The sequence below is a fragment of the Pseudoxanthomonas spadix genome (genome assembly GCF_003703395.1).
Classification (GTDB): domain Bacteria; phylum Pseudomonadota; class Gammaproteobacteria; order Xanthomonadales; family Xanthomonadaceae; genus Pseudoxanthomonas_A; species Pseudoxanthomonas_A spadix.
Genome location: NZ_RDQN01000004.1, coordinates 1 through 23,533, shown reverse-complemented (window position 1 = coordinate 23,533; position 23,533 = coordinate 1). Strand labels below are relative to the sequence as shown.

Below are 23,533 nucleotides of genomic sequence, written 5' to 3'. Positions count from 1 at the left end.
CGCTCATTCCAGGTTCTGGACCTGCTCGCGGATCTGGTCGATCAGGACTTTGAGCTCCACGGCGATGTTGGTGGTGCGGATGTCCACCGACTTGGAGCCCAGGGTGTTGGCCTCGCGGTTGAACTCCTGCAGCAGGAAGTCCAGGCGCCGGCCGACTGCACCGTCCTGCTTCAGGGCGCGGCGGATCTCCTTGATGTGGCTGCCCAGGCGGTCCAGTTCCTCGTCCACATCGAGTTTTTGCAGCGACAGCACCAGCTCCTGTTCCAGCCGGCCCGGGTCGGCCGGCTGGGCCAGCTCGGCCAGGCGCGCTTCCAACTTCTGGCGCTGGCTGCTGCGGATCTGCGGAATCAGTTCGCGCGCCTGCGCGGCGCAGGCCTCGATGGCGTCCACGCGCTCGGCAATGGCTTCGGCCAGCTTGCTGCCTTCGCGTTCGCGGGCAGCGGTGAACTGGTCCAGCAGCGCCTCCAGCAACACCAGCGCCTGGGCCTGCAGCACCTGCGGATCGATGTCGCGGCTGCGCAGCACGCCGGGGAACTGCAGCAGTTCGGTCAGGTTGGTGCGCAGGCCGGGAAAGCGCGCGGCCAGGCCGGCGCTGACTTGCGCCAGTTGCTCGACCATCGCCTGGTCCAGATGCAATCCGCCCTCGCCTTCGGCCGCGCGCAGGCGCACCACCAGCTCCAGCTTGCCGCGCGCCACCCGGGCGGCGACCCGCTCGCGCAGGGCCGGTTCCAGGGCGCGCAGTTCATCGGGCAGGCGCAGGCCCAGTTCCAGGAAGCGGTGGTTGACCGCGCGCAGTTCGGCGCTGAGCGCGCCGCCTTCGATCGGGCGCTCGACGGTGGCGTAGGCGGTCATGCTGCGGATCACGGCGGGCGGCTTTCCGGGGGAAAAGGGGCGTGGATGGTACCCTAGGGTCCTGTCGGGCCGGCACCTCACGCCGACGCGACCCACTCTTTCAAGCGATCCTCCATGACCTTTTCCCGTCCCAGCGGTCGCGCTGCCGACCAGCTTCGTCCCGTGTCGATCCAGCGCGGCTTCACCCGGCATGCCGAGGGCTCGGTGCTGGTGTGCTTCGGCGAGACCCGCGTGCTGTGCACGGCCAGCGTGGAAAACCGCGTGCCGGCCTTCCTGCGCGGCAAGGGCGAGGGCTGGGTGACGGCCGAGTACGGCATGCTGCCGCGCTCGACCCATACCCGCAGCGACCGCGAAGCCGCGCGCGGCAAGCAGGGCGGGCGCACCCTGGAGATCCAGCGCCTGATCGGCCGCTCGCTGCGCGCCTGCGTGGATCGCGGCGCCCTGGGCGAACGCACCATCACCCTGGACTGCGACGTGCTGCAGGCCGATGGCGGCACCCGCACCGCCGCGATCACCGGCGCCTATGTGGCCCTGGCCGATGCGGTCAACGGCCTCAAGGCCCGCCGCGAGATCAAGCGCGATCCGATCTTCGGCGCGATCGCCGCGGTGTCGGTGGGCATCTACAAGGGCGTGCCGGTGCTGGACCTGGACTATGCCGAAGACAGCGACTGCGACACCGACATGAACGTGGTCATGAACGATGGCGGCGGCTTCATCGAGGTCCAGGGCACCGCCGAAGGGCACGCCTTCCGCCGCGAGGAAATGGACGCGCTGCTGGGCCTGGCCCAGGCCGGCATCGACCAGCTGGTGCAGGCCCAGCGCGACGCACTGGCTGACTGAAGCCTTGGGCATGCTGGCGATCAGACGCATGTTTGCCGATGACCCCGCACGCGGCGTGCAGACCGAGCAGGCACCGCGCCATGCATCCTGCGCCGCGCTCGCGGTGTTCGGCGATGCCTACGCAAACCAGTGGGACCTGCTGGAGCCCGGGAGATGAAACGTCTTGTCCTGGCCAGCGGCAACGCCGGCAAGCTGGCCGAATTCAACGCCATGCTTGCCCATCTGCACTGTGAAATCCTCGCGCAGAGCACCCTCGGCGTTGAAGAGGTGGCCGAGACCGGCCTGAGCTTCGTCGAGAACGCGCTGATCAAGGCGCGCCATGCCTGCACGGTGACCGGATTGCCGGCGCTGGCCGACGATTCGGGCCTGATCGTCGATGCTCTGAACGGCGCGCCGGGCCTGTACAGCGCGCGCTATGCCGGCCAACCCGGCGACGATGCAGCCAACAACGCCAGGCTGCTCGAGGCGATGCGCGATGTGCCCGATGGCCAGCGCCACGCGCGCTTCTACGCGGTGATCGTGCTGCTGCGCCACCGCGAAGATCCGCAGCCGCTGATCGCCGAAGGCGTCTGGGAAGGCCAGGTCCTGCGCGAACTGCGTGGCGATGGCGGCTTCGGCTACGACCCGTTGTTCCTGGACCCCGACTACGGCCTGACCGCGGCGCAGATGGACACCGCGCTGAAGAACCGCCTGAGCCACCGCGCGCGTGCCCTGGCAACGCTCAGGGATGCGCTGGCGGCGCTGTTCGCCCACGCCTGAACCGCCAGGCGGTCACGCCGCCACAGCCCCTCATGTCCGTCGCCCTCATCCCGCCTCCTTTATCGCTGTACGTGCACCTGCCCTGGTGCGTGCGCAAGTGCCCGTACTGCGACTTCAACTCGCATGAAGCCAAGGGTCCGCTGCCTTTCGATGAGTATGTGGATGCGCTGATCCGCGACCTGGACCAGGACCTGCCGCTGGTCTGGGGCCGCAGCGTGCACAGCGTGTTCTTCGGTGGCGGCACGCCCAGCCTGTTCCCGGCCGAACAGATCGACCGCTTCCTGCAGGCGGCCAGCGCGCGGCTGCGCTTCGCGCCCGGCTGCGAGATCACCCTGGAGACCAATCCTGGCACCGCCGAGCACGGGCGCTTCGATGGCTATCGCGCGGCCGGCGTGAACCGGCTGAGCTTCGGCATCCAGAGTTTCGATGATGGTTGCCTCAAGCGGCTGGGCCGGATCCACGACAGCGCCCAGGCGCAGGCCGCGGTCAAGCTGGCCCAGGACGCCGGTTTGGACAACCTCAACCTGGACCTGATGTACGCCCTGCCCGGCCAGGACCTGGACATGGCCCTGGCCGATCTGGAGCGCGCCCTGGCCCTGCAACCGGCGCACATCTCGCACTACCAGCTCACCCTGGAACCCAACACGGTGTTCTTCGCCCGCCCACCGCAGGGCCTGCCGGACCAAGACGCCGCCTGGGACATCCAGGAAGCATGCCAGGCGCGCCTGGCCCAGGCTGGCTATGGCCACTACGAAGTCAGCGCCTACGCCAGGCCGGGCCGCCAGTGCGCGCACAACCTGGGTTACTGGCGCTACGGCGACTACCTGGGCCTGGGCGCCGGCGCCCACGGCAAGATCACCTCCGGCGGCGAGCAGACCATCCTGCGCCGCTGGAAGGTCAAGCACCCGACCCGCTACCTGGCCAGCGCCGGCACCGCGGCCAGCATCGGCGGTGACGAGCTGATCGACCCGCAGCGGCGCCCGTTCGAGTACATGCTCAACCTGCTGCGCCTGCGCGAAGGCTTTGCCCTGCGCGATTTCCAGGTGCGCACCGGCGTGCCAGCCGCGCACATCGCCCCGACGCTGGAGCAGGCCGCCGAACGCGGCTGGCTGCAAGTCACCGACCACAGGGTGACCCCCACCGCGCTGGGATTACGTTTTGCCAACGACGTGATGGAGCTGTTCCTGGACGCGTGAGCGCGCCACCACGCCGGCGCTGCACCTCGGTGCGATTGACAAGTGTGTTAGAAATCGGTGGCAGAGCGTCAAGGCCGAAACGGAATCCAATGGCTGCTTCAGGGGCTGCTTCACCCATCGACACCACCACCGATACGCTGGCCGCGGCGTCGCTGCCGGCGCGCGTGCGCCACATCCTGGAGAGCCTGCTGGCCCGGCTGCAGCCGCATCTGGCCACGCGTCTGGAAGCGACGGCCGATGCCTTGGAGCAGGAATTGTTCGCGCAGGCCGAACGCGCCCGCAGCAACGAGCTGCAGGGCACCCACATGGCCAACCTGCAGCAGCTGCGTAAGCACCGCGCGCGCCTGCTGCCGCGCATGGCGGCGGTGCTGGAAAGCGAGCTGGCCAACCTGCGCAGCCCGCGCCAGGCGCCGCAGGAGCCGGCCACGATTCCCTCGATGCTGACCCTGGTAGCCGACGAGGACATCGACCAGGACATCGTCCTGCAGGACATCGCCCGCCGCCACGAAAACCGCCACCACCAGGCGCTGCACCTGTTCTCGCAGCGCCTGGGCGTGCTGGCCGGGAGCCCGGCGCTGGAGGAAACCCTGCAGCCGCTGTCGCCGCAGTCGCTATGCCGTGCCCTGCGGGCGGCCTCGGCCGAACTGGACCTGGACCTGCCGACCCAGCTGCAGCTGTATCGCAACTTCGAACAGCGCGGCATGGCCAGCTACGGCCGGATGCTGGAGGAGCTGAACGATCTGCTCGGCCAGCAGGGCGTGCTGCCCGGCCTGGTGTTCGCGCCGCAGCGTGCCCGCACCTCGTCCGGCCGCGTGCCGGTGACCCGCGACACCCAGTCGCCGGAAGTGGCCGCATCGCAGGCGCCCCCCACCCGGCCGCCGCCGGGACAACAGGACAGCGCGCCCAGCTGGGCGCGTCCGCAGCAGGCCCCAGCCACCTTCGCCTCGCTGCAGCGCCTGCTCTCGGCCGGGCACGCGCGGGCCCGGGGGAACTTGCAGGGGCAGGCCGATGGCAGCATTCCCGGGTGGCCGGCCGATCCGGCCAGGACCGGGCCTGCCGCTGCATTTGCCGCATCGGCGCCTGTCGGCGGCGCGCATCCGGCAGCCGGACCGGGCTCGGCTTCGCCGGCACCGGGCGCAGCCGGGCCGGGGGGCCGCCCCGGGGCCGTCGGCGCGCACGCCACGCCGCTGCCCACCGGCAAGCTGCTCGACACCTTGCAGGTGCTGCAGCTGCAGGTCGCCCAGGGCCAGGTGCCGCAGGCACCGACCTCGCTGGCGGAGGTGCGCGAGCGCACCCTGGCCGGCCTGCGCCGCGCTCACGGCCCCGATGCGGCCCTGACCCGCGAGGACCAAGACACCTTCGAACTGCTGGACCTGCTCTACCACGAGATCGGCCGCGAAGTGCGCAAGGGGCCGGCCTCGGACCTGCTCGGCCAGCTGCAGGTGCCGGTGGTCCAGGCCGCGTTGAAGGACCGCGAATTCTTCCTGCGTCCACAGCATCCGGCGCGCGAACTGCTCAACGCGGTGGCCGAATCCGGGGCCAGCTGGCTGGGCGAGGACGAGATCGATCCGGTCCTGCTGCACAAGCTGCGCGCGGCGGTGGCCAAGGTGCTGGCCGAATATACCGGCGAGGAGGCCGTGTTCGAGCAGGCCCAGCGCGAGGTCCAGGACCACTTCCAGGTGGCCGCGCGCAAGGCCGAGGTCGCCGAACGCCGACACGTGGAGGCCGCCCGTGGCCGCGACCGGCTGGAGCTGGCCAAGCGCAGCGCCACGGATCTGATCGCCAGCACCCTGGACGGACGCCAGCCGGCGCCGTTCGTGCGGGCCCTGCTGACCCAGGCCTGGGCCGATGTACTCACCCTGACCCACCTGCGCAATGGCCAGGACTCGGCCCAATGGCAGGAAGTGGCCAGCATCACCGGCCGGATCGCGCAGGCCATCGGCGGCGCCGACGCCACGCCCGAACCGGCGCTCTCGCCACGGATCGAACGGGCGCTGGTGCAGCTGGGCTACCACAGCGACGAGGCGGCGGTGATCGCCCAGCGCCTGTCCGGTGCCGATGTCGAACCGCCCGGCGCCGCCGACCTGGCCGCGCGCCTGCAGGCCCGCGCCAGGACCGCCGCGGCCGAAGCCTCGGTCAAGGTGGTGCTGCCGCCACGCACCCTTGCCGAACAGGCCAGCTACGACACCCTGCGCAAGCAGCCATTCGGCACCTGGTTCGAGTTCGTCCACAACCAGCAGGGCGACGTGCGCCGGCTGCGCCTGTCCTGGTTCAACCCGACCAGCGACCATGCCCTGTTCGTCAACCAGCGTGGCCAGAAGGTCGGCGAGCACACCCTGGACAGCGTGGCCCGGCTGATGGCGCGCGACCAGGCACGGGTGCTCACCGAGGACCGCGGGCGCCTGATCGACCGCGCCTGGCAGGCCACGGTGGGTCGGCTGCGCGAGATGGCGGGGATGGCATGAGCATCACCGACGCCCGCCGCGCCCAGCGGCGCAATCCGACCGGGGTCATCGTCGTCAGCGACGTGATGACCGCGCAGGTGATCGGCCGGATCGGCAACGTCTCCGAGACCGGCATGCTGCTGGTGGCCAGCGAGCACCTGCGCGAGGACGCGCTGTACCAGTTGCAGTTCACCCTGCCCGGCAGCAGCAGCACGCGCGAGGCCAGCATCGACGTCGGCACGCACCTGCTGTGGACCGGCGCGGCGCACACCCCCGGGCAATCACTGGCCGGGCTGCGCTTCCTCACCATTTCGCCGGCACACCTGGCCGCGTTGCGGGACTGGTTGGGGCGCTGATCCAGCGCTGCACAAGCGATCCTTCGACGAAGCGCAGCGCCCGAAGCCCTCATCGCCTCGTTCGTGGCACCGAGGGGCCTGCACGGCGCGCGCAGGCCGGCACCAGACCAACGCCAGCATGGCGATTGCGGCAAGATTGCAGGCTCATCCGCACCACGAGCCTTCGCCATGACCTCCCTGCCCGATCCCGCCGCGTTGTATGCCGCCCACCTGGCCGGGTTGAAGGCGCACGCGGACCAGGCCCTGGCCCGTGGCGGCCTGGATCACCTGGTCATCCCCAGCGGCCGCCTGCACTACCAGGCCTTCGACGATCAGGCCTATCCGTTCCAGGTCAGCCCGCAGTTCAAGGCCTGGCTGCCGCTGACCCGGGTGCCGGACAGCTGGATCGTGTACACGCCGGGGAAGCGCCCGCAGCTGATCTTCCTGCAGCCGCGCGACTACTGGCACGCAGTGCCGGACGCGCCCGGCGGCTGGTGGGTCGAGCACTTCGACATCCACATCATCCGCACGCCCGATCAGGCCCTGGCCCTGCTGCCCAAGCCGGCCCGCCTGTGCGCAATCCTGGGCGAGGCACACAGCGCGCTGGGCGAATATGCCCCCAACAATCCAGAAGCGGTGATCGATTACCTGGCCTGGCAGCGCTCGTACAAGACCCCCTACGAAATCGCCCTGATGCGCCAGGCACAGGCGCTGGCGGTGCGCGGCCATCGCGCGGCCGAGGCCGCCTTCCAAGGCGGTGCCAGCGAATTCGACATCCACCTGGCGTACTGCGCTGCGGTCGGCCAGGATGCCAGCCAGCTGCCCTACGCCAACATCGTCGGCCTCAACCAACACGCCGCGGTGCTGCACTACACCGAGCTGGAGCGCAGCGCGCCGACGCAGCGGCGCAGCCTGTTGATCGACGCCGGTGCCAGCGCGGCCGGCTATGCCAGCGACATCACCCGCACCCATGCGGCCGAGGTCGGCAGCGAGTTCCAAGCGATGATCGAGGCGGTCGATGCGGCCCAGATCGCGATGGCGCAGGCCGTGGCCCCCGGCGTGGACTACAGGCAGCTGCACCTGGATGCACACCTGGCGCTGATGGGCATCCTCAGGGACTTCGGCCTGATCACCGTCTCGCCCGAAGCGGCCCTGGAAAGCGGCGTGTCGGCCGCGTTCTTCCCGCACGGCCTGGGCCATCTGCTGGGCCTGCAGGTGCACGATGTGGCCGGCTTGGCCGAATCGGACCGCGGCGGCCGGATCCCGCGCCCGGCCGGACATCCCTACCTGCGCATGACCCGCGTGCTGGAACCGGGGATGGTGGTGACCATCGAGCCGGGCCTGTACTTCATCGACATGCTGCTGGACCAGGCCAGGGCAAACGGTCACGGCGCCGCCATCGACTGGGACCGGGTGGCGCAGTTCAGGCCCTTCGGCGGCATCCGCATCGAGGACAACGTGCTGTGCACCAACGACGGCGCCGACAACCTGACCCGTCCGGCGTTCGCGGCGGCGTGAGCGGCTGCTGCTCGCGCCCGGGCTGAAGGTCCACCGCTGCGCGCATGGCAGCGGCCCCGGGTCAGTCCTGGGGCGCCAGCACCAGCACCCCCAGCGGTGGCAGCACCAGCGGCAATGACGTCGATTGGCCATGCAGCGCCTGCGGCTCGGCCATCACCGCGCCGCCATTGCCGACGTTGGAGCCGCCGTAGCACGCTGCATCGCTGTTGAACAGTTCGCGCCACAGTCCGGCCCGCGGCACGCCGACGCGATAGTCGCGGTACACCACCGGGGTGAAATTGATCAGCACCAGCAGCGGCGCATCATCGCCGCCGCCCTTGCGCAGGTACGCCACCACGCTCTGCGCGGCGGCATCGCCGATCACCCAGGAAAAGCCGGAGGGATCGTCGTCGTGCGCGTGCAGTGCCGGGTATTCGGTGTACAGCCGATTGAGGTCGCGCACCAGGCGCTGCACGCCCCGGTGCGCGGGCGCATCGAGCAGGTGCCAGGGGATGCCGATGTCATGGTTCCACTCGCTGGGCTGGCCGATCTCGCAGCCCATGAACAGCAGCTTGCGTCCCGGATGGGTGAACATGAAACCCAGGTAGGCGCGCAGGTTGGCGAAGCGCTGCCACTCATCGCCGGGCATGCGCCCGAGCAGCGAACCCTTGCCGTGCACCACCTCGTCGTGCGAGATCGGCAGCACGAAGCGCTCCGAATACGCATAGATCATGCTGAAGGTCAGTTCGCCGTGGTGGTAGCGGCGATAGATCGGGTCCAGCGCGATGTAGTGCAGGGTGTCGTGCATCCAGCCCATGTTCCACTTGTAGTGGAAGCCCAGCCCGCCATGGGCCACATCGGCGGTGACGCCCGGCCAGGCGGTGGATTCCTCGGCGAGGGTGACCGCACCAACGGAGTGCTCACGCACCACCTGGTTGAGCCGGCGCAGGAAGGCGATGCTCTCGTAGTTCTCCCGGCCGCCATGAATGTTGGGCACCCATTCGCCGGCATTGCGGCTGTAGTCGCGGTACAGCATCGAGGCCACCGCATCCACGCGCAGCCCATCGACGTGATAGCGCTGCAGCAGTTCCAGTGCGCTGGCGATCAGGAAGCCGGACACTTCGCGCCGGCCGTGGTTGTAGACCAGCGTGTTCCAGTCGCGATGGAAGCCCTCGCGCGGGTCGGCATGCTCGTACAGGGCGGTGCCGTCGAAGTGCGCCAGCCCGTGTGCGTCGGTGGGGAAATGCGCCGGCACCCAGTCGACGATGACGCCGATGCCTTCGCGGTGGCAGCGGTCGACGAAGCGGGCAAAACCCTCCGGCGCACCGAAGCGTGCGGTCGGCGCGAACAGCCCCAGTGGCTGGTAGCCCCAGGAGCCGCCAAACGGGTGCTCGGCGATCGGCAGCAGCTCCACGTGGGTAAAGCCCATGTCGACCACGTACGGGATCAGCCGCTCGGCCAGCCCATCCCAGTCCAGGTGCACGCCGTCCTCGCGCAGCCAGGAGCCGGCGTGGACCTCGTAGATGCTCATCGGCGCGTCGGTGGCCTGGCGCCGCGCGCGCATGGTCATCCAGCCATCGTCGTTCCACCTGTACGGCGTCGGGTCGGCGACGATGGAGGCGGTGCCAGGCGCCAGCTCGGCCTGGCGCGCCACCGGATCGGCCTTGGCCGGCAACTCCTGGCCATGTGGCCCGCGCAGCGCGTACTTGTAGCGCGCACCCGGCGCAACGTCGGGGATGAAGATCTCCCACACCCCGGCCTGGTGGCGCAGCCGCATCGGGTGGCGGCGCGCATCCCAGCTGTTGAAGTCGCCGATCACCGCCACGCGCGCGGCGTTGGGCGCCCATACCGCGAAGCGGGTGCCACCCACCCCGTCGATTTCCATGGGATTTGCGCCCAGCGCATCGGCCAGCTGCAGGTGATGGCCCTCGGCGATCAGGTGCAGGTCGAAGTCGCTCAGCAGCGGCCCGAAAGCGTACGGGTCCGCGGTTTCCTGCACCCCGCCGGGCCAGTGGATGCGCAGCCGGTAGCCACCGGTGGCCGGCAGCATCGCGGCGAACAGGCCCGGTTCCGGGCCTGGCTCCAGCGCGATCTCGCGCCCGTCCTCGAGCACCGCGCTCACCGCGCTGGCGCCTGGCTGATAGCTGCGCAGCAGGCGCCCGCCTTCCATCGGGTGCGGACCGAGCAGGGCGAACGGATCGCCGTGGCGCGCCTCCACCAGGGCACGTACCGCGCCGGGATCCCATCGATTGGTCACCGCATTCACCGCTTCGTTCATCATCCATCCCCTGCTTCGGTGTCCGAACCCTGCAAGAGGCGCAGCAGGCCCTGGACGGGCACCAGCAACCAGGTCGGCCGGTTGGCCGCTTCGTAGCGCACCTCGTAGCAGGCCTTCTCGACCAGGAACAGCAGGATCGCCGCGTCCAGCGCCGCCGGCGCGATCCACGGATGTGCGCTGGCCTGGAGCACCTTGCGGTAGGCGTCGAGGAACGCGGCGGTGGCACGGCGACGGAACCGCGCCAGGAACTCCTCCAGGTGCGCATCCACGCCCACGCCCGAGCGCGCGGCGGTGCCTTCCTCGCCGCGCGCGGCCACCACGCTGGCGTAGTCGAGCGAGCGCAGGAAACCGGCCACGTCGCGCAGCGGACTGGCCTTGGCGCGACGTTCGGCCAGCGGCTTGGCCGGTTCGCCTTCGAAGTCGATCAGCACCACGTCATCGAACGCCACCAGGATCTGGCCCAGGTGGAAGTCGCCGTGCACGCGGGTCAGCAGCGAGCCGATGAGCGCTTCGGGCGCATGCGCCAACAGCGCATCCAGCTGCGCGCGCCCGGTCAGCAGGGCCTCCAGCGCAGTGCGCTCGGCGACGTCCTCGCTGCTTTGCAGCCGCGCCGACAGCGTCGCCCACGTCTCCTCCACCTGCCGCGCCACCGCCTGGGCCACCGCCCTGGCGGTGGCCGGCTCGACCTGCTGTGGCGCGAAGTCGGGATCGTCGGTTGGGCCCGACAGCACCTCGTGCAGCTCCGCCAGACGCTTGCCGACCACAGCGGCGAAGGTGCCATAACCGTCCACGCTCTCGGCGCGGGCCTGGTCGCTTGGGGCGGTGGCGAACTCATCGAAGCTGCGCGCCAGGTGGTCCAGGGTCCAGCGCCAGGCATCGCCCTGGTTGCGCACGAAGCCTTGCAGCAGCGCGATCGTGGTGACGTTGCCTTGGGCATCAACGTGGCTGACGCTGCCCAGCAGCGGTGCGGCATTGGCGTAGCCGGCCTCGGTCAGGCGCCGGCCGATCTCGATTTCCGGATTGATCCCGGAGACCGCGCGCCGCAGCAGCTTGAACACGGCCTTGTCGGCGATCACCAGCGAACTGTTGCTCTGCTCGGCCGACAGCCAGCGCACCTCCGGATCGTCGGCGATCTCCACCGCCGCCAGCGCCGCGGTCGCCTCGAAGCGGATCTGCCCCTGCGACGCGGCATCCTGCTCGCCCTGGACCTCCAGCACGGCGTTCTGCCGCAGCGCCGCGATGATCCCGCGCACCATTGCCTTGAGCGCGAATGCATCGGTCAGGTAGCCGACCTCGCGGCCCTGCCGCACCCGCGCCAGCGCCAGCTGCTCGGCCAGCGTGCTGGGCTGCTCGCGCTCCCAGACGATGCCCACCGGCAGCATGTAGCACTCGTGATGGCCGTCCTCCAGCTCCACATCCAGCTCCAGCAGGGTGATCGGCTCATCGCCTGGCAACGGCGTGCGCCGCCACACCCGCACCCGCTTGACCGCCCGGTCCTTGGCCGAGAACCAGCGTCGCGCAGCCAGCCAGGCCGGCAGGATCTCCCGTTCCAGGGTCGCCAGGTGCGGCAGCAGCGCGCTGCTTTCGTCCACGCCACTGCGCAGCACCAGGGTGCGGTAGTCCGGCAGTGGCACCGGGCTGGGCACGTGCCAGTCGGGCATGGCGCCCTCGCTGACCAGTTGGAACGCGTAGAAGCCGAACGCGGGCACGGTGAGCAGGTAGGTGAGCCGCCCGATCGGCGGAAAACTGCCGCCGCCGACGATGTCCACCGGCACCCGACCCTCGAATTCGGACAGGTCCAGCTCGACCGCCTGCAGCGTGTGCGACAGGTTGGCCAGGCACAGCACGATCTCGTCCTGGTAACAGCGCAAATAGGCCAGCATGCGGCGGTTGCCTGGGTAAAGGAATCGCAGCGAACCGCGGCCGAAGGCGTGGTAGCGCTTGCGCACGCTGAGGACGCGCCGGGTCCAGGTCAGCAGCGAATGCTGGTCGCGCATCTGCGCCTCGACATTGACCGCCTGGAAGCCGTACAGCGGATCCATGATCGGCGGCAGCACCAGCGCCGCCGGGTCGGCGCGCGAGAAGCCACCGTTGCGGTCGATCGACCACTGCATCGGCGTGCGCACGCCGTCGCGGTCGCCCAGGTGGATGTTGTCGCCCATCCCGATCTCATCGCCGTAGTACAGCACCGGGGTGCCGGGCATGGTCAGCAGCAGCGAGGTCATCAGTTCGATGCGGCGGCGGTCACGCTCCAGCAGCGGTGCCAGGCGCCGGCGGATGCCCAGGTTGATGCGCGCGCGACGGTCCGAGGCGTAGGTCTGCCACAGGTAGTCACGCTCGGAGTCGGTGACCATCTCCAGGGTCAGCTCGTCGTGGTTGCGCAGGAAGATCGCCCACTGGCAGGACTCGGGGATTTCCGGCGTCTGGCGCATGATGTCGGTGATCGGGAAGCGGTCCTCGCGCGCGATGGCCATGTACATGCGCGGCATCAGCGGGAAGTGGAACGCCATGTGGCATTCGTCACCATTGGCGCCGAAATACTGCTGGGTGTCCTCCGGCCACATGTTGGCCTCGGCCAACAGCATGCGGTCGGGATATTCGGCGTCCACGGTGGCACGGATCCGACGCAGGATCGCGTGGGTTTCAGGCAGGTTCTCGTTGGAGGTGCCGGGGCGCTCGATCAGGTACGGCACCGCGTCCAGGCGCAGCCCGTCCACGCCCATGTCCAGCCAGAAGCGCATCACCTCCAGCACTGCTTCCAGCACTGCCGGGTTGTCGAAGTTCAGGTCCGGCTGGTGCGAATAGAAACGGTGCCAGAAGTACTGCCCGGCGACCGGATCCCAGGTCCAGTTGGACTTCTCGGTGTCGCAGAAGATGATCCGGGTGCCGGCGTATTCCTGATCGGTGTCCGACCACACGTAGAAGGCGCGCTCCGGCGATCCCGCCGGCGCATTGCGCGCACGCTGGAACCAGGGATGCTGGTCCGAGGTGTGGTTGATCACCAGTTCGGTGACCACGCGGATCCCGCGCGCGTGCGCCTGCTCGACGAAGCGCTGGAAGTCGGCGATGCCGCCGTAGTCCGGATGCACCGCCATGTACTCGGCAATGTCGTAGCCGTCATCGCGACGCGGGCTGGGATAGAACGGCAGCAGCCAGACCGTGTCCACGCCCAGTTCGGCGATGTAGTCCAGCTTGGAGATCAGCCCGGGAAAATCGCCGATGCCATCGTCGTTGGAGTCGAAGAACGACTTGACGTGCACCTGGTAGATGATCGCGTCCTTGTACCAGAGCGCATCGGCCACGAGCGCGGAGGTCTCCGCCTCGGGGGCAAGGGAGCGAACCGCGTTCATGCCTGGTCTCCGGCGCGGATGCGCCATATCGCGAAGGGCCGCGCAGCCTCGAGCCGGATGCGCTGGAATTTTCCGTGCCAGTGGAAGCTGTGCCCGTCCCACAAATCCTCTGCCGCCACCGTCGCGTGGTCGGGCAGGCCCAGCTCCCACAGCGGGATCTCCACGTCCGCTTCCTGCGGCGCGTGGGGGTCCAGGTTGATTGCCACCAGCACCATGCTGCGGCTGCGCGCCAGATAGCCGGCATCGAGCAGCTTGCCGAAGTACAGCACCTGGTCGTTGTGCGCCAGATAAAAGCGCGTGCCCAGGTGCGACTGCAGCTCCGGGTGCAGGCGGCGCAGCTGGTTGAGCCGGGTGATCTCGTCGACGATGTCGCCCGGTGCACGTTCGGGCCAGCTGCGCAGCTGGTATTTGTCCGAATCCAGGTATTCCTCCTTGCCCGGCTGCAGCGCGGTGGCCTCGCACAGCTCGAAGCCCTGGTACATGCCCCACAGCCCGGACAGGGTGGTGGCCAGCGCGGCGCGGATCAGGTGCCCGTTGCGCCCGCCGGTCTGCAGGAACGGCGGATTGATGTCCGGGGTGTTGACGAAGAAGTGCGGGCGGAAGCACTCGCGCGGCACACCCTGGTTGAGCTCCTCGACATAGGCCTGCAGCTCGGCCTTGTGGTTGCGCCAGGTGAAGTAGGTGTAGGACTGGGAAAAGCCGCACTTGGCCAGGCGATACATCATCTTCGGCCGGGTGAAGGCCTCGGACAGGAACACCACGTCCGGACGACGTCCACGCACCTCGGCGATCATCCACTCCCAGAACGGGAACGGCTTGGTGTGCGGATTGTCCACGCGGAACAGGCTCACCCCCTCGGCGACCCAGAACAGCACCACGTCGCGCAGCGCGATCCACAGGTCGGGCACCGCGCCGCTGGCGTAGAAGTCGACGTTGACGATGTCCTGGTACTTCTTCGGCGGGTTCTCGGCGTAGGGGATCGAACCATCGGCGCGCCAGGTGAACCAGTCCGGATGCTCGCGCAGCCACGGGTGGTCGGGCGCGCACTGGATCGCAAAGTCCAGCGCCACCTCCAGGCCCTGATCGCGGGCGGCACGGACCAGCCGGCGGAACGCCTCCAGCCCGCCCAGCTCGGGGTGGACCGTGGTGTGACCGCCCTCGGGCCCACCGATTGCATACGGGCTGCCCGGCTCGCCCTCGGTGGCAGCGACCGCGTTGTTGCGGCCCTTGCGGTTGCGGTGCCCGATCGGGTGGATCGGCGGCATGTACAGCACGTCAAAGCCCATCGCGCGGATGTGCGGCAGCCGGCCAACGACGTCGTCGAAGGTGCCATGGCGCTGCGGATCAGGGCTCTGCGAGCGCGGGAACAGCTCGTACCAGCTGGCAAAATGCGCCGCGCGGCGCTCGGACTCGACCCGGAAGGTCACCGGATACTCGGACCGAAATGGCTTGTCATCGGCCAGCGCCATCACCTGCGCAGTGTCCGGTTCCAGCACCACGGCCAGTCGCTGCAGCGGGTCGGTGTGCGCGTCGATGCGCGCCAGCAGCGCCTGCAGCCGTTCGCGCAGCTCGCCCTGGCTGCGCGCCTGCGCGCGCTCGATCAGGGCGAGCGCCTCCTGTACGTCCACCGGCACCACCGTGTCGGCGGCGCGCTTCTTTTCCAGGTCCTCGTGCAGGGTGGCGAACACGTCGCGCCAGGCCTCGATGCGGAACTGGTAGGTGCCGATCCGCTCAAGCGGGAACTCGGCCCGCCAGCGGTCATTGCCCAGCGCCCGCATTGGCGCGCTGGACCAGTCGCGGGTATCGGCCGCACGCCACAGCACCGCCATCGCGATGCGGTCGTGGCCGTCGCAGAACGCGTCGGCCTCCACGCCGACGCGCTCGCCCACCGTGCGCTTGACCGGGAAGCGGCCGTTGTCCACCGCCGGGCTCACCGACTCGATGCACACCCGTGGCCAGGCGGCCGCGCTCGCCGCACGCACGCGCATCCGCGGCGCGGTGAGCACGTGGCGCGCCGGCACGGCCCGATACGTCCGCACCTGGCCCGGGTCCAGCGACTCGAACGCGGCGCCGGGCAGCAGCTGCTGCCCGTCCTCGTCGATCAGCGCCTCGGCATCACCGAGCAGCCGCAACAGGTCGGTGGCCGGAACCGGCACCACGTGATCGGCATTGCTGTTGATCAACACCAGCGAGGCGGGACCTGCCACCGGCTCGATCGCCAGCGCGGTCAGCCCGGTGGCCTCGCGCAGCAGCGGCCGCATGCGCAGCAGGCCGGCCTCGGCCTGGTCGGGGGCGGCCTGGCGCAGGCCGCCGGGCACCCCACCAAGCTGTCGTTCCCCGACCAGCCAGGCATCGCCCAGTGCCACTGCCAGCCTCCAGTGCCCGGGCCGCGGCGCGGTGGCACCCTCGTCGGCATCGACCACCGCCACCACGCGCTGGGCCAGCGAACGCAGCGCCGCATCCTCGTCGAAGAACCAGCTGGCCTGGCCGTCCCACCATGCCAGCGAGGAGAACGCAGCATCAAACCCAGCGCCGGCCAGCCCGTGCAGCCCCTCACGGCCCACACCCGGGGTCCAGGCCGCGAACACCGTGCCCGGTGCCTGGGCATGCACCCGCGCGATCAGCTCGCGCCAGCGCGGTGCCGGCACCTGCTGCGGCTGCAGGATGCGAAAGCCGGCCACGCCCAGCGCGGCCCATTCAAGCAGGCGCCCGGCCCACCATTGCACCAGCGCCGCGCCTTCCTGCGCGTAGGCAAACCGCGCCTGGGCCACCTCGCCGGTGGCGCGCGGCATGCGCGGATCGGGCACCGCTGAACTGCGCGCGCGGAACCAGTGCGGATTGTCCTGCGCCACCGGGCTGGCGCCGCCGATTTCGTCCAGGCGCAGGTCGATCAACAGCTTCAGCCCCGCCTGCTGTGCGGCCTGCACCTGTTGACGCAGGCGCTGGACCTGCTCGTCGCTGCCGCTGGGCGGCTCCAGCAGGCGATCCTCGCTGTCGCGCGCGAACGGCGGCGCGATCAACACGTAGTTGCAGCCGGCCTCGCGCGCCGCAGCGCAGCGCGCCTGCAGCCCGTCCAGTGGGCCGGCGCCGTCCTGGTGCAACCGGCAGATCCGCATGGCGCTCACTGCTGGCCTGCCGCGGCGCGTGCCGGGCAGCGGGAGCTGCGGCCGCGCACGTACTGGCGGCCACGGCCGTGCATGCGCCCATCGCTCCCGGTATTCCGGAGCCGGGGATGCAGGAGCGTTCCTGCCCTGACTGTACTCATTACGCGCCTCCGCCTCGATGGCTCTGGGCCACTACCCAAGCACCAAGCCTGCGAACACCGCGTGTCGGCCGCATTGACGCTGCGCGAACATGTAGCGCCACGCGCGGGCCGGATGGCCATGCAGCGCGCCCACATGAGGGTTCCCGCATCTGCGCAGCCCGCCACCCGCACCCAACAGCCACCGTCGCCGCCGAGGTGATCGGCAGCAACCTGCGCGTTCAGCCGTTTGCCGACATCACCGCTTCGATCTCGTCGGCACTGCGCGCCAGCGCCCCGGTCAGCACCCGATGGCCCTCGGCGGTGATCACCACGTTGTCCTCGGTGCGGATGCCGATGCCGCGCCACCTGGCGTCCACGCTGGTGTCATCGGCGCCGATGTACAGGCCCGGTTCGATGGTGAACACCATGCCCGGCTCGAGCAGGCGCGACTGGCCATCGATGCGGTAGTCGCCCACATCGTGCACGTCCAGGCCCAGCCAGTGGCCGGTCTTGTGCCGATAGAAGCGCCTGTAGCTGCCATCGGCGATCCGCGCCTCCAGCTTGCCCTTGAGCAGGCCCAGCCGCAGCAGGCCCTCGGTCAGGGTTTCCACCGCGGCGTCATGGCCGGCTTCGTATGCCAGGCCCGGGCGCGTCTGCGCCATGGCCGCAGCCTGCGCTGCGCCGACCAGGTCGTGCAGCGCGCGCTGGGCCGGACTGAAGCGGCCATCGACCGGAAAGGTGCGGGTGATGTCGGCGGCATAGTTGCGGTATTCGGCACCGGCATCGATCAGTACCAGCTCGCCGGCCCGGGCCTGGGCATTGTTGGCCACGTAGTGCAGGGTCACCGCATTGGCGCCGGCACCGACGATGCTGCCGTAGGCCGGCCACGCATCCTGGCTGCGGAACACCCATTCCATCAACGCCTGCAGCTGATATTCGTGCATGCCGGCGCGCACGCCACGCATGGCGGCCAGATGCGCCTGGACGCTGATGTCGGCCGCGCGCTGCATCAGCTTGAGCTCGTCCCTGGACTTGAACAGGCGCTGCTCGTGCAGCAGATGGCCCAGTTCCAGGAACTCGTGCGGCGCCTGCGCGCCGCTGCGCACCTGCGCGCGGACCTGGTTCACCCAGCCGATCAGCTTGAGGTCGAACTCGGTATCGCGGCCGAAGTGGTAGTAGACCCGCGAGCGGCCTTCCAGCATTCCCGGCAGGATCTCGTCCATGTCCTCGATCGGATAGGCATCGTCCATGCCGTAGTGGTCCACCGCGCCCTGCTGGCCTGCACGCGGGCCGTCGTAGACCTCGCGCGCCGGATCGCGATCGCGGTTGAACAGGATCGCCTCGCCATGGCGGCGGCCCGGGATCAGCACCAGCACCGCATCGGGCTCGGGGAACCCGCTCAGGTACCAGAAATCCGAGTCCTGCCGGTAGGGGTAGTGCGTGTCGTTACTGCGCACGCGCTCGGGTGCGGCGCGCAACACCAGGATGGCGTCCTCGCCGGCCATGCGCATGAGCTGCTTGCGCCGGCGTGCGAACTCGGCGGCGCTGATCCCGCTCGCCGCCCGCATCAGTTCAGGCTCTTGCGGTGTCTGGGGCCCAGCACGCAGTCGCCATGCAGCAGCAGCACGGCCACGCGCACGAATTCCTCGATCTCGGCCAGGGCGTCTTCGTCCTCCTCGCCCTCGCTCAGCTCCGGGCTGGCCTGGGCCAGCCTGGCCAGGTCGGCCAGGGCTTCCTGGCCATCCTCGGACAGCGGCGGGCTTGCGCCGGCGGCCAGACCGAAGCCGCCCAGGAACGCCCGGCACCAGTCGAACAGGCCCTGGGCGCGCTCATCCAGGCCGGCACCGCCCTGCGGCAGCAGCAGGTCGAAGCCGAATCCACGGTCCTCCAGCTGCGCGGAAGTGGCGCTGCGCAGCTGCTCCAGCGGGCTGTCGGCGGCAGGGGTGGCCGCCGCCCGATCGGCCAGCACCCGCGCGGGCCAGTCGGTGACATTCTCGCCGCCACCGGCCAGCCAGCCACACAGGCCGCCATGGAGTTCGAAAGGCGTGGCGCCAAGGCCCAGGCCGCGCGCGGCCTGGTCGACGTCTTCGGGAGTCGGCAAGGTCATCGCCAGGCGGCCTGCGGGCGGTCAAAGGCATCAGGGTGCATGGCCAAAATTGTAGAACGAAAAAAGCCGTGCAACCGCTTGTTGGGTGACGCTTGGCACGCCTACACTCGGGCGCATTCCCGACGCTGGCGAACGGGGCGGAGCCGTTCCGACAGTCATGCCAACGTTCCCCCCGTCCCTGCTGCTGGGCGCCGTGCAAATACCGCCCAGCATGCGCCTGGCGCTGATTGCCGTGGCCGGCGTGGTCCTGGCCGGGGTGGTGGTGGCCGCCTTGCGCCGTCACTGGCTGCCGCTGCTGCGCCGGCGCCTGCCGCGCGCCGCGCCGGTGCGCGAAGCCGACGACCACCTCAAACTGGCGCTGTGGGGCTCGGGCGAAGTGTTCTGGGACTATGACCTAATCGGCCGGCGCATGCACCAGATGCGCGCCGACGAGCAGTCGCCGTCGAGCAACGCCATCACCATGCTCACTGGCGTGGGGCAAATGCCGGCGATCCATCCGCAGGACCTGCCGCTGGTGGTCCAGCGCCTGCGCAGCCACCTGCGCGGCGATGCGCCCCAGTTCACCTCCGAACACCGCATGGACATGGCCGGCGACGGCACCTGGTCGTGGGTGCGCGCACGCGGGCGGGTGGTCGAATCCGACGCCAGCGGCCGCGCCCTGCGCCTGGCCGGCACCGCGCGCGACATCACCGCCAGCCGCAACGCCGAGTACGAGCACCGCGTGGCCAGCCAGGTCATGCGCAGCATGAGCGAGGCGGTGGCGGTGCTGGATTCGGAATACCGCTTCATCACCGTCAACCCTTCCTTCAGCCGCATGACCGGCTACGACGGCGCCGAAGTGGCCGGCCAGCCGCTGTCGCTGCTGGACGGCCGTCAGCACCCCGGCGACGGCGCCGCGGGCATGAGCGCCCAGCTGCAGCGCGAGGGCCGCTGGTCGGGCGAAGCCTGGAAGGTGCGCAAGGACGGCGAGGAAATCCTCTGCCGGATCGAGGCCAATATGGTGCCCGATGCCAGCGAGCAGCGGCTGATGGTGGTGCTGGTGCTCAACGACATCACCGAGCACAAGCGCGTCGAGCAGGAGCTGCGCTACCTGGCCAACTACGACACCCTGACCAGCCTGCCCAATCGCTCGCTGCTGTTCGAGCGCCTGGCACGCGCTGTGGTGCGTGCGCGCCGCGAACGCAGCCGCGTGGCGGTGCTGTTCATAGACCTGGACCGCTTCAAGGACATCAATGACTCGCTGGGCCATGCCACCGGTGACCGGATCCTGCGCGCGGCCGCCGCGCGCGTGCAGCAGACCGTGGGCACCCAGCACACCGTGGCACGGCTGAGCGGCGATGAATTCACCGTGGTGCTCGAAGGCATCGCCTCGCCGGCCGACGCCGAGCGGGTGGCCGAACGCATCATCCAGGCCTTCACCCAGCCGCTGTCCTTCGGCGACCGGCTGGAACTGGCGGTATCGCCTTCGATCGGCATCAGCCTGTATCCCGACCATGCCCAGGTCCCGACCGAACTGCTCAAGCACGCCGACACGGCCATGTACCAGGCCAAGGCCGCCGGGCGTCACACCTGGGCGGTGTATTCCGAAGCGATGGACGAAAAGACCCGCCACCGCGCGATCCTGGCCAGCGCCCTGCGCCGGGCCCTGGAGCGCGACGAACTGCGCGTGGTCTACCAGCCCCGCCTGTCGCTGGCCAACAACCGGATCACCGGCACCGAGGCGCTGCTGCGCTGGGACAGCCGCGAGCTGGGCGAGATCTCGCCCGCCCAGTTCATCCCGCTGGCCGAGGAAAGCGGCCTGATCGTGGATATCGGCATCTGGACCCTGCGCCAGGCCTGCCAGACGCTGCGCCAGTGGCACGCGGCCGGGCTGGATCACCTGAACGTGGCGGTCAACGTCTCCTCGTTGCAGCTGCAGCGCGGCGACCTGGCCGACGTGGTCGCGCGGGTGCTGGCCGAGACCGGGATCGACGCTTCGCTGCTGGAACTGGAACTGACCGAAAGCGTGCTGATGGCCAACCCCGACCATGCCAGCGGCGTGCTGCGCGACTGCCGCGCGCTGGGGGTGTCGATCGCGATCGACGACTTCGGCACCGGCTATTCCTCGCTGGCCTACCTCAAGCGGCTGCCGCTGAACACGCTGAAGATCGACCAGGCATTCATCCGCGACATCGACCACGACCTCGAGGACGAGGCCATCACCAGCGCCATCATCGCCATGGCCCGGTCGCTGGACCTCAAGGTGGTCGCCGAAGGCGTGGAGACCTCCGCGCAGCTGGCCTTCCTGCGCCAGCGCGGCTGCGAGGAGGTGCAGGGCCATCATGTCTCGCGTGCGCTGGAGCCTGCGCAGTGCATGGCCTTCATCCGCGACTTCGACCCGCGGCCGGCCACCCTGGCCAAGGCCTGAACCGGCACCCCCGGCCGGCCCCTGCGCCGCGCTTGACCGGCCGCCGGGCGCGTGCCTATCGTGCCGCTCATGGACCCGTCCTCGATCGAACAGCTACGCGCCCTGGCCGCACGCCTGCAGGAACTGGGCGATCGCTGCCAACGGCTGTCCGAGGAGAACCGCAGCCTGCGCGTGCAGCAGGAACAGCTGGCCAGCGAGCGCTCGCAGCTGCTGGCCAAGAACGAACTGGCCCGCTCGCGCGTGGAAGCCATGATCACCCGATTGCGGTCGCTGGAGCAGCACACGTGAGCAGCAGTGAACCGGTCAACGTCCACATTCTGGACCGCGAATACACCATCGGCGTGGAACCGGGCGAACGCGGCAGCCTGATGGCCGCCGCCAAGCTGCTGGACACCCGCATGCGCGCAGTACGCGGCGCGCACCGCATGGCCTCGGCCGATCGCATCGCGGTCCTGGCCGCGCTCAACCTGGCCCACGAGCTGCAGCAGCTGCGCGACCAGCAGGCCGCGCAGGACAGCGAGCTCGCGCGCACGCTGGGCGATCTGCATCGCCGGCTCGACGGCTGGCTGGGCTAGCGATCCCCCGGTCGGAGCGGCCGCATCGCGGGGATTTTGCCCCCTCTCCCCCGCGGGGGAGAGGGGGCCCCGAATGCGTCGAGCAGACAGTTGCTCCTACGGCGGCGAACCCGTGCACGCCATCCTCGTTTTCACCACCGCGCACTGAACCGCGCCGACAGACGGGCTAGGCAAGAAAAGAGCCAGGGCTATACTGGCCGCACATCCTCTGCTGTGTGCGACAGCGTCAAAACATTCGCCTTGTCCCTTAATGACGACTACGGGGCATCAACGGAAGCCGGGAGCGCAAGTCCGCCTCGCAGCGGGAAGCCCGATGGCCCCCAAGGTGTCCCACTTGAACCCCGGGTTCAAGGTCGTTTCGAAGCATCGCCATTGGCGGAGGATGTCTTGAATCTTCTAGAATGCCGCGCCCTGAACCAGGACGCGGCATTGTTTTTTTCATGAGCGAAAACGACGCCCGCGCAGGCCTGCGCCGCGACCTGCGCCAGCGCCGCCGCGCATTGCCGCCTGCCCAGCGCATCGCCGCGGCCGAGGCCCTGGCCCAACGCCTGCTCGCCCTGCCGTTCCTGCCCGCCAGCGGCCACGTGGCCGGCTACTGGGCGATGGATGGCGAGATCGGCCTGCACGCCTTCCAGCTCAGGCTGCCGGCCGGGCTGGTGTACTGCCTGCCGGTGCTGCATGGCGAGGAACTGCGCTTTGCACCCTGGCGCGCCGGCGATGGCCTGGTCACCAACCGCTTCGGCATTCCCGAACCCGACGTGGCGCCGTCCTCGGCGCTGGCGCCGGAACAGATGGCGCTGGTGGTGATGCCGCTGGTGGGCTTCGATGATCAGGGACACAGGCTGGGCATGGGCGGCGGCTGGTACGATCGCAGCTTCGCTTTGCGCATCGCCGCGCCCGCGCCGCCCTGGCTGGTGGGGGTGGGCTTCGAGGTCCAGCGCACCAGTGCCCTGGACGTCCAGGACTGGGACGTGCGCCCCGATGCGATCTGCACCGAATCGGACACCTTGCTGGCATACCTTCGATGAGCACGCGCACCCGCTACTGGTTGATGAAGTCCGAACCGGAGGACTTCTCCATCGACGACCTGGCGCGCGTGGGCACCGAGCCGTGGACCGGCGTGCGCAACTACCAAGCACGCAACTTCATGAAGGACGGCATGCAGGTCGGCGATGGCGTGCTGTTCTACCACTCCAACACGCAGGTCCCAGGCATCTACGGCATCGCGCGGGTGGCCAGCACGCCGTATCCGGACCCGACCCAGTTCCAGAAGACCTCCAAGTACTTCGACCCCAAGGCCACGCCCGAGCAGCCACGCTGGTTCCTGGTGGACGTGGCCTTCGAGCGCAAGCTCGCTGGCGGCATCGCGCTGGACACCATCCGCCAGCATGCCGAGCAGCTGGGCGAGGACTTCGCCCTGATCCGCAAGGGCACGCGCCTGTCGGTGCTGCCGGTGAGCGCGGCGCAATGGAAGCTGCTGCTGTCGCTTGAGACCCCGTAGGAGCAACTGTCTTCTCAGGCGCCTGTCATTCTCCATTCAGTTTGGTCTCTGGCCATGGCGTTGAGGCGGGTGAGCAGTACCCGCATGCAGGCGGTGATGGCGACCTTGGCGCACTTGCCCCGTTGGCGCAGGGCTTCGTATCGCGTCT

18 protein-coding genes and 1 other RNA gene are annotated in these 23,533 nt (G+C 69.6%); 13 read left to right on the top strand and 6 right to left on the bottom strand.

What is annotated here, in order from left to right; genetic code table 11:
- Positions 1-3 precede the first annotated feature (3 nt).
- Positions 4-864, bottom strand: a complete 861-nt coding sequence (locus D9R12_RS07395; protein ID WP_122229477.1) for a YicC/YloC family endoribonuclease — start codon at positions 862-864, stop codon at positions 4-6.
- 102 nt (positions 865-966) lie between these two features.
- Here D9R12_RS07395 and rph point away from each other — a divergent pair, with 102 nt between their 5' ends.
- From rph to pepQ, 7 genes are all read left to right on the top strand, one after another.
- The gene (gene rph, locus D9R12_RS07390; protein WP_014161515.1) at positions 967-1,692 is read left to right on the top strand and encodes a ribonuclease PH; all 726 of its coding nucleotides are present in this window, start codon (positions 967-969) and stop codon (positions 1,690-1,692) included.
- Between the two features lie 10 nt (positions 1,693-1,702).
- Positions 1,703-1,849 (top strand): hypothetical protein, encoded by a 147-nt coding sequence (locus tag D9R12_RS15755; RefSeq protein WP_170159195.1) that lies wholly within the window; start codon positions 1,703-1,705, stop codon positions 1,847-1,849.
- A complete protein-coding gene (rdgB, locus tag D9R12_RS07385; RefSeq protein WP_170159194.1) occupies positions 1,846-2,451 on the top strand; it encodes an RdgB/HAM1 family non-canonical purine NTP pyrophosphatase in 606 nt (201 codons plus the stop codon). Before D9R12_RS15755 ends, rdgB begins: the two co-directional genes overlap by 4 nt.
- 32 nt (positions 2,452-2,483) lie before the next feature.
- The gene (gene hemW / locus D9R12_RS07380; protein ID WP_122229473.1) at positions 2,484-3,647 is read left to right on the top strand and encodes a radical SAM family heme chaperone HemW; all 1,164 of its coding nucleotides are present in this window, start codon (positions 2,484-2,486) and stop codon (positions 3,645-3,647) included.
- Between the two features lie 89 nt (positions 3,648-3,736).
- The gene (locus D9R12_RS07375; protein WP_122229471.1) at positions 3,737-6,112 is read left to right on the top strand and encodes a DUF1631 domain-containing protein; all 2,376 of its coding nucleotides are present in this window, start codon (positions 3,737-3,739) and stop codon (positions 6,110-6,112) included.
- Entirely contained in the window at positions 6,109-6,447 is a 339-nt protein-coding gene (locus D9R12_RS07370; protein WP_122229469.1) for a PilZ domain-containing protein, read from the top strand. The genes D9R12_RS07375 and D9R12_RS07370 overlap by 4 nt, the downstream gene beginning before the upstream one ends.
- A 168-nt stretch (positions 6,448-6,615) precedes the next feature.
- Positions 6,616-7,944 (top strand): Xaa-Pro dipeptidase, encoded by a 1,329-nt coding sequence (pepQ, locus tag D9R12_RS07365; protein WP_425479066.1) that lies wholly within the window; start codon positions 6,616-6,618, stop codon positions 7,942-7,944.
- Between the two features lie 61 nt (positions 7,945-8,005).
- On the opposite strand, the gene glgB is transcribed toward pepQ, so the two are convergent.
- The 5 genes from glgB to D9R12_RS07340 form a co-directional block, all read right to left on the bottom strand.
- A complete protein-coding gene (glgB, locus tag D9R12_RS07360) occupies positions 8,006-10,180 on the bottom strand; it encodes a 1,4-alpha-glucan branching protein GlgB (protein WP_210538940.1) in 2,175 nt (724 codons plus the stop codon).
- A 20-nt stretch (positions 10,181-10,200) separates the two neighbouring features.
- The gene (treS, locus tag D9R12_RS07355) at positions 10,201-13,551 is read right to left on the bottom strand and encodes a maltose alpha-D-glucosyltransferase (protein WP_122229467.1); all 3,351 of its coding nucleotides are present in this window, start codon (positions 13,549-13,551) and stop codon (positions 10,201-10,203) included.
- The gene (locus D9R12_RS07350) at positions 13,548-16,667 is read right to left on the bottom strand and encodes an alpha-1,4-glucan--maltose-1-phosphate maltosyltransferase (protein ID WP_122229465.1); all 3,120 of its coding nucleotides are present in this window, start codon (positions 16,665-16,667) and stop codon (positions 13,548-13,550) included. The genes treS and D9R12_RS07350 overlap by 4 nt, the downstream gene beginning before the upstream one ends.
- 367 nt (positions 16,668-17,034) lie before the next feature.
- Positions 17,035-18,363: an aminopeptidase P N-terminal domain-containing protein gene (locus tag D9R12_RS07345; RefSeq protein ID WP_014161525.1), complete on the bottom strand. Its 1,329-nt coding sequence runs from the start codon at positions 18,361-18,363 to the stop codon at positions 17,035-17,037.
- On the bottom strand, positions 18,363-18,902 hold the full coding sequence (locus D9R12_RS07340) for a UPF0149 family protein (RefSeq protein ID WP_122229463.1): 540 nt from the start codon (positions 18,900-18,902) through the stop codon (positions 18,363-18,365). Before D9R12_RS07340 ends, D9R12_RS07345 begins: the two co-directional genes overlap by 1 nt.
- Positions 18,903-19,059: 157 nt before the next feature.
- On the opposite strand from D9R12_RS07340, the gene D9R12_RS07335 reads away from it, so the two are divergent.
- The 6 genes from D9R12_RS07335 to D9R12_RS07310 all read left to right on the top strand — a co-directional run bounded on the left by D9R12_RS07335 (position 19,060) and on the right by D9R12_RS07310 (position 23,385).
- Positions 19,060-21,309 carry a putative bifunctional diguanylate cyclase/phosphodiesterase gene (locus tag D9R12_RS07335; RefSeq protein WP_122229461.1) on the top strand — a complete coding sequence of 750 codons (2,250 nt, stop codon included), beginning with the start codon at positions 19,060-19,062 and terminating at the stop codon, positions 21,307-21,309.
- A 69-nt stretch (positions 21,310-21,378) separates the two neighbouring features.
- Positions 21,379-21,597 (top strand): TIGR02449 family protein, encoded by a 219-nt coding sequence (locus tag D9R12_RS07330; RefSeq protein ID WP_014161528.1) that lies wholly within the window; start codon positions 21,379-21,381, stop codon positions 21,595-21,597.
- Positions 21,594-21,884, top strand: a complete 291-nt coding sequence (locus tag D9R12_RS07325) for a cell division protein ZapA (RefSeq protein WP_014161529.1) — start codon at positions 21,594-21,596, stop codon at positions 21,882-21,884. The genes D9R12_RS07330 and D9R12_RS07325 overlap by 4 nt, the downstream gene beginning before the upstream one ends.
- Before the next feature lie 202 nt (positions 21,885-22,086).
- Positions 22,087-22,270: non-coding RNA, 6S RNA (ssrS, locus tag D9R12_RS07320), on the top strand.
- Between the two features lie 54 nt (positions 22,271-22,324).
- Positions 22,325-22,912: a 5-formyltetrahydrofolate cyclo-ligase gene (locus tag D9R12_RS07315; RefSeq protein WP_122229459.1), complete on the top strand. Its 588-nt coding sequence runs from the start codon at positions 22,325-22,327 to the stop codon at positions 22,910-22,912.
- Complete coding sequence (locus tag D9R12_RS07310) at positions 22,909-23,385, top strand: EVE domain-containing protein (protein ID WP_122229457.1); 477 nt, start codon at positions 22,909-22,911, stop codon at positions 23,383-23,385. The genes D9R12_RS07315 and D9R12_RS07310 overlap by 4 nt, the downstream gene beginning before the upstream one ends.
- Positions 23,386-23,533 lie beyond the last annotated feature (148 nt).

Bases quoted from the DNA above. Each gene is read 5' to 3' on its own strand.
- rph (WP_014161515.1), top strand. From the start codon at position 967: ATGACCTTTTCCCGTCCCAGCGGTCGCGCTGCCGACCAGCTTCGTCCC.
- D9R12_RS15755 (WP_170159195.1), top strand. From the start codon at position 1,703: ATGCTGGCGATCAGACGCATGTTTGCCGATGACCCCGCACGCGGCGTG.
- rdgB (WP_170159194.1), top strand. From the start codon at position 1,846: ATGAAACGTCTTGTCCTGGCCAGCGGCAACGCCGGCAAGCTGGCCGAA.
- hemW (WP_122229473.1), top strand. From the start codon at position 2,484: ATGTCCGTCGCCCTCATCCCGCCTCCTTTATCGCTGTACGTGCACCTG.
- D9R12_RS07375 (WP_122229471.1), top strand. From the start codon at position 3,737: ATGGCTGCTTCAGGGGCTGCTTCACCCATCGACACCACCACCGATACG.
- D9R12_RS07370 (WP_122229469.1), top strand. From the start codon at position 6,109: ATGAGCATCACCGACGCCCGCCGCGCCCAGCGGCGCAATCCGACCGGG.
- pepQ (WP_425479066.1), top strand. From the start codon at position 6,616: ATGACCTCCCTGCCCGATCCCGCCGCGTTGTATGCCGCCCACCTGGCC.
- treS (WP_122229467.1), bottom strand. From the start codon at position 13,551: ATGAACGCGGTTCGCTCCCTTGCCCCCGAGGCGGAGACCTCCGCGCTC.
- D9R12_RS07350 (WP_122229465.1), bottom strand. From the start codon at position 16,667: ATGCGGATCTGCCGGTTGCACCAGGACGGCGCCGGCCCACTGGACGGG.
- D9R12_RS07345 (WP_014161525.1), bottom strand. From the start codon at position 18,363: ATGCGGGCGGCGAGCGGGATCAGCGCCGCCGAGTTCGCACGCCGGCGC.
- D9R12_RS07340 (WP_122229463.1), bottom strand. From the start codon at position 18,902: ATGACCTTGCCGACTCCCGAAGACGTCGACCAGGCCGCGCGCGGCCTG.
- D9R12_RS07335 (WP_122229461.1), top strand. From the start codon at position 19,060: ATGCCAACGTTCCCCCCGTCCCTGCTGCTGGGCGCCGTGCAAATACCG.
- D9R12_RS07330 (WP_014161528.1), top strand. From the start codon at position 21,379: ATGGACCCGTCCTCGATCGAACAGCTACGCGCCCTGGCCGCACGCCTG.
- D9R12_RS07315 (WP_122229459.1), top strand. From the start codon at position 22,325: ATGAGCGAAAACGACGCCCGCGCAGGCCTGCGCCGCGACCTGCGCCAG.
- D9R12_RS07310 (WP_122229457.1), top strand. From the start codon at position 22,909: ATGAGCACGCGCACCCGCTACTGGTTGATGAAGTCCGAACCGGAGGAC.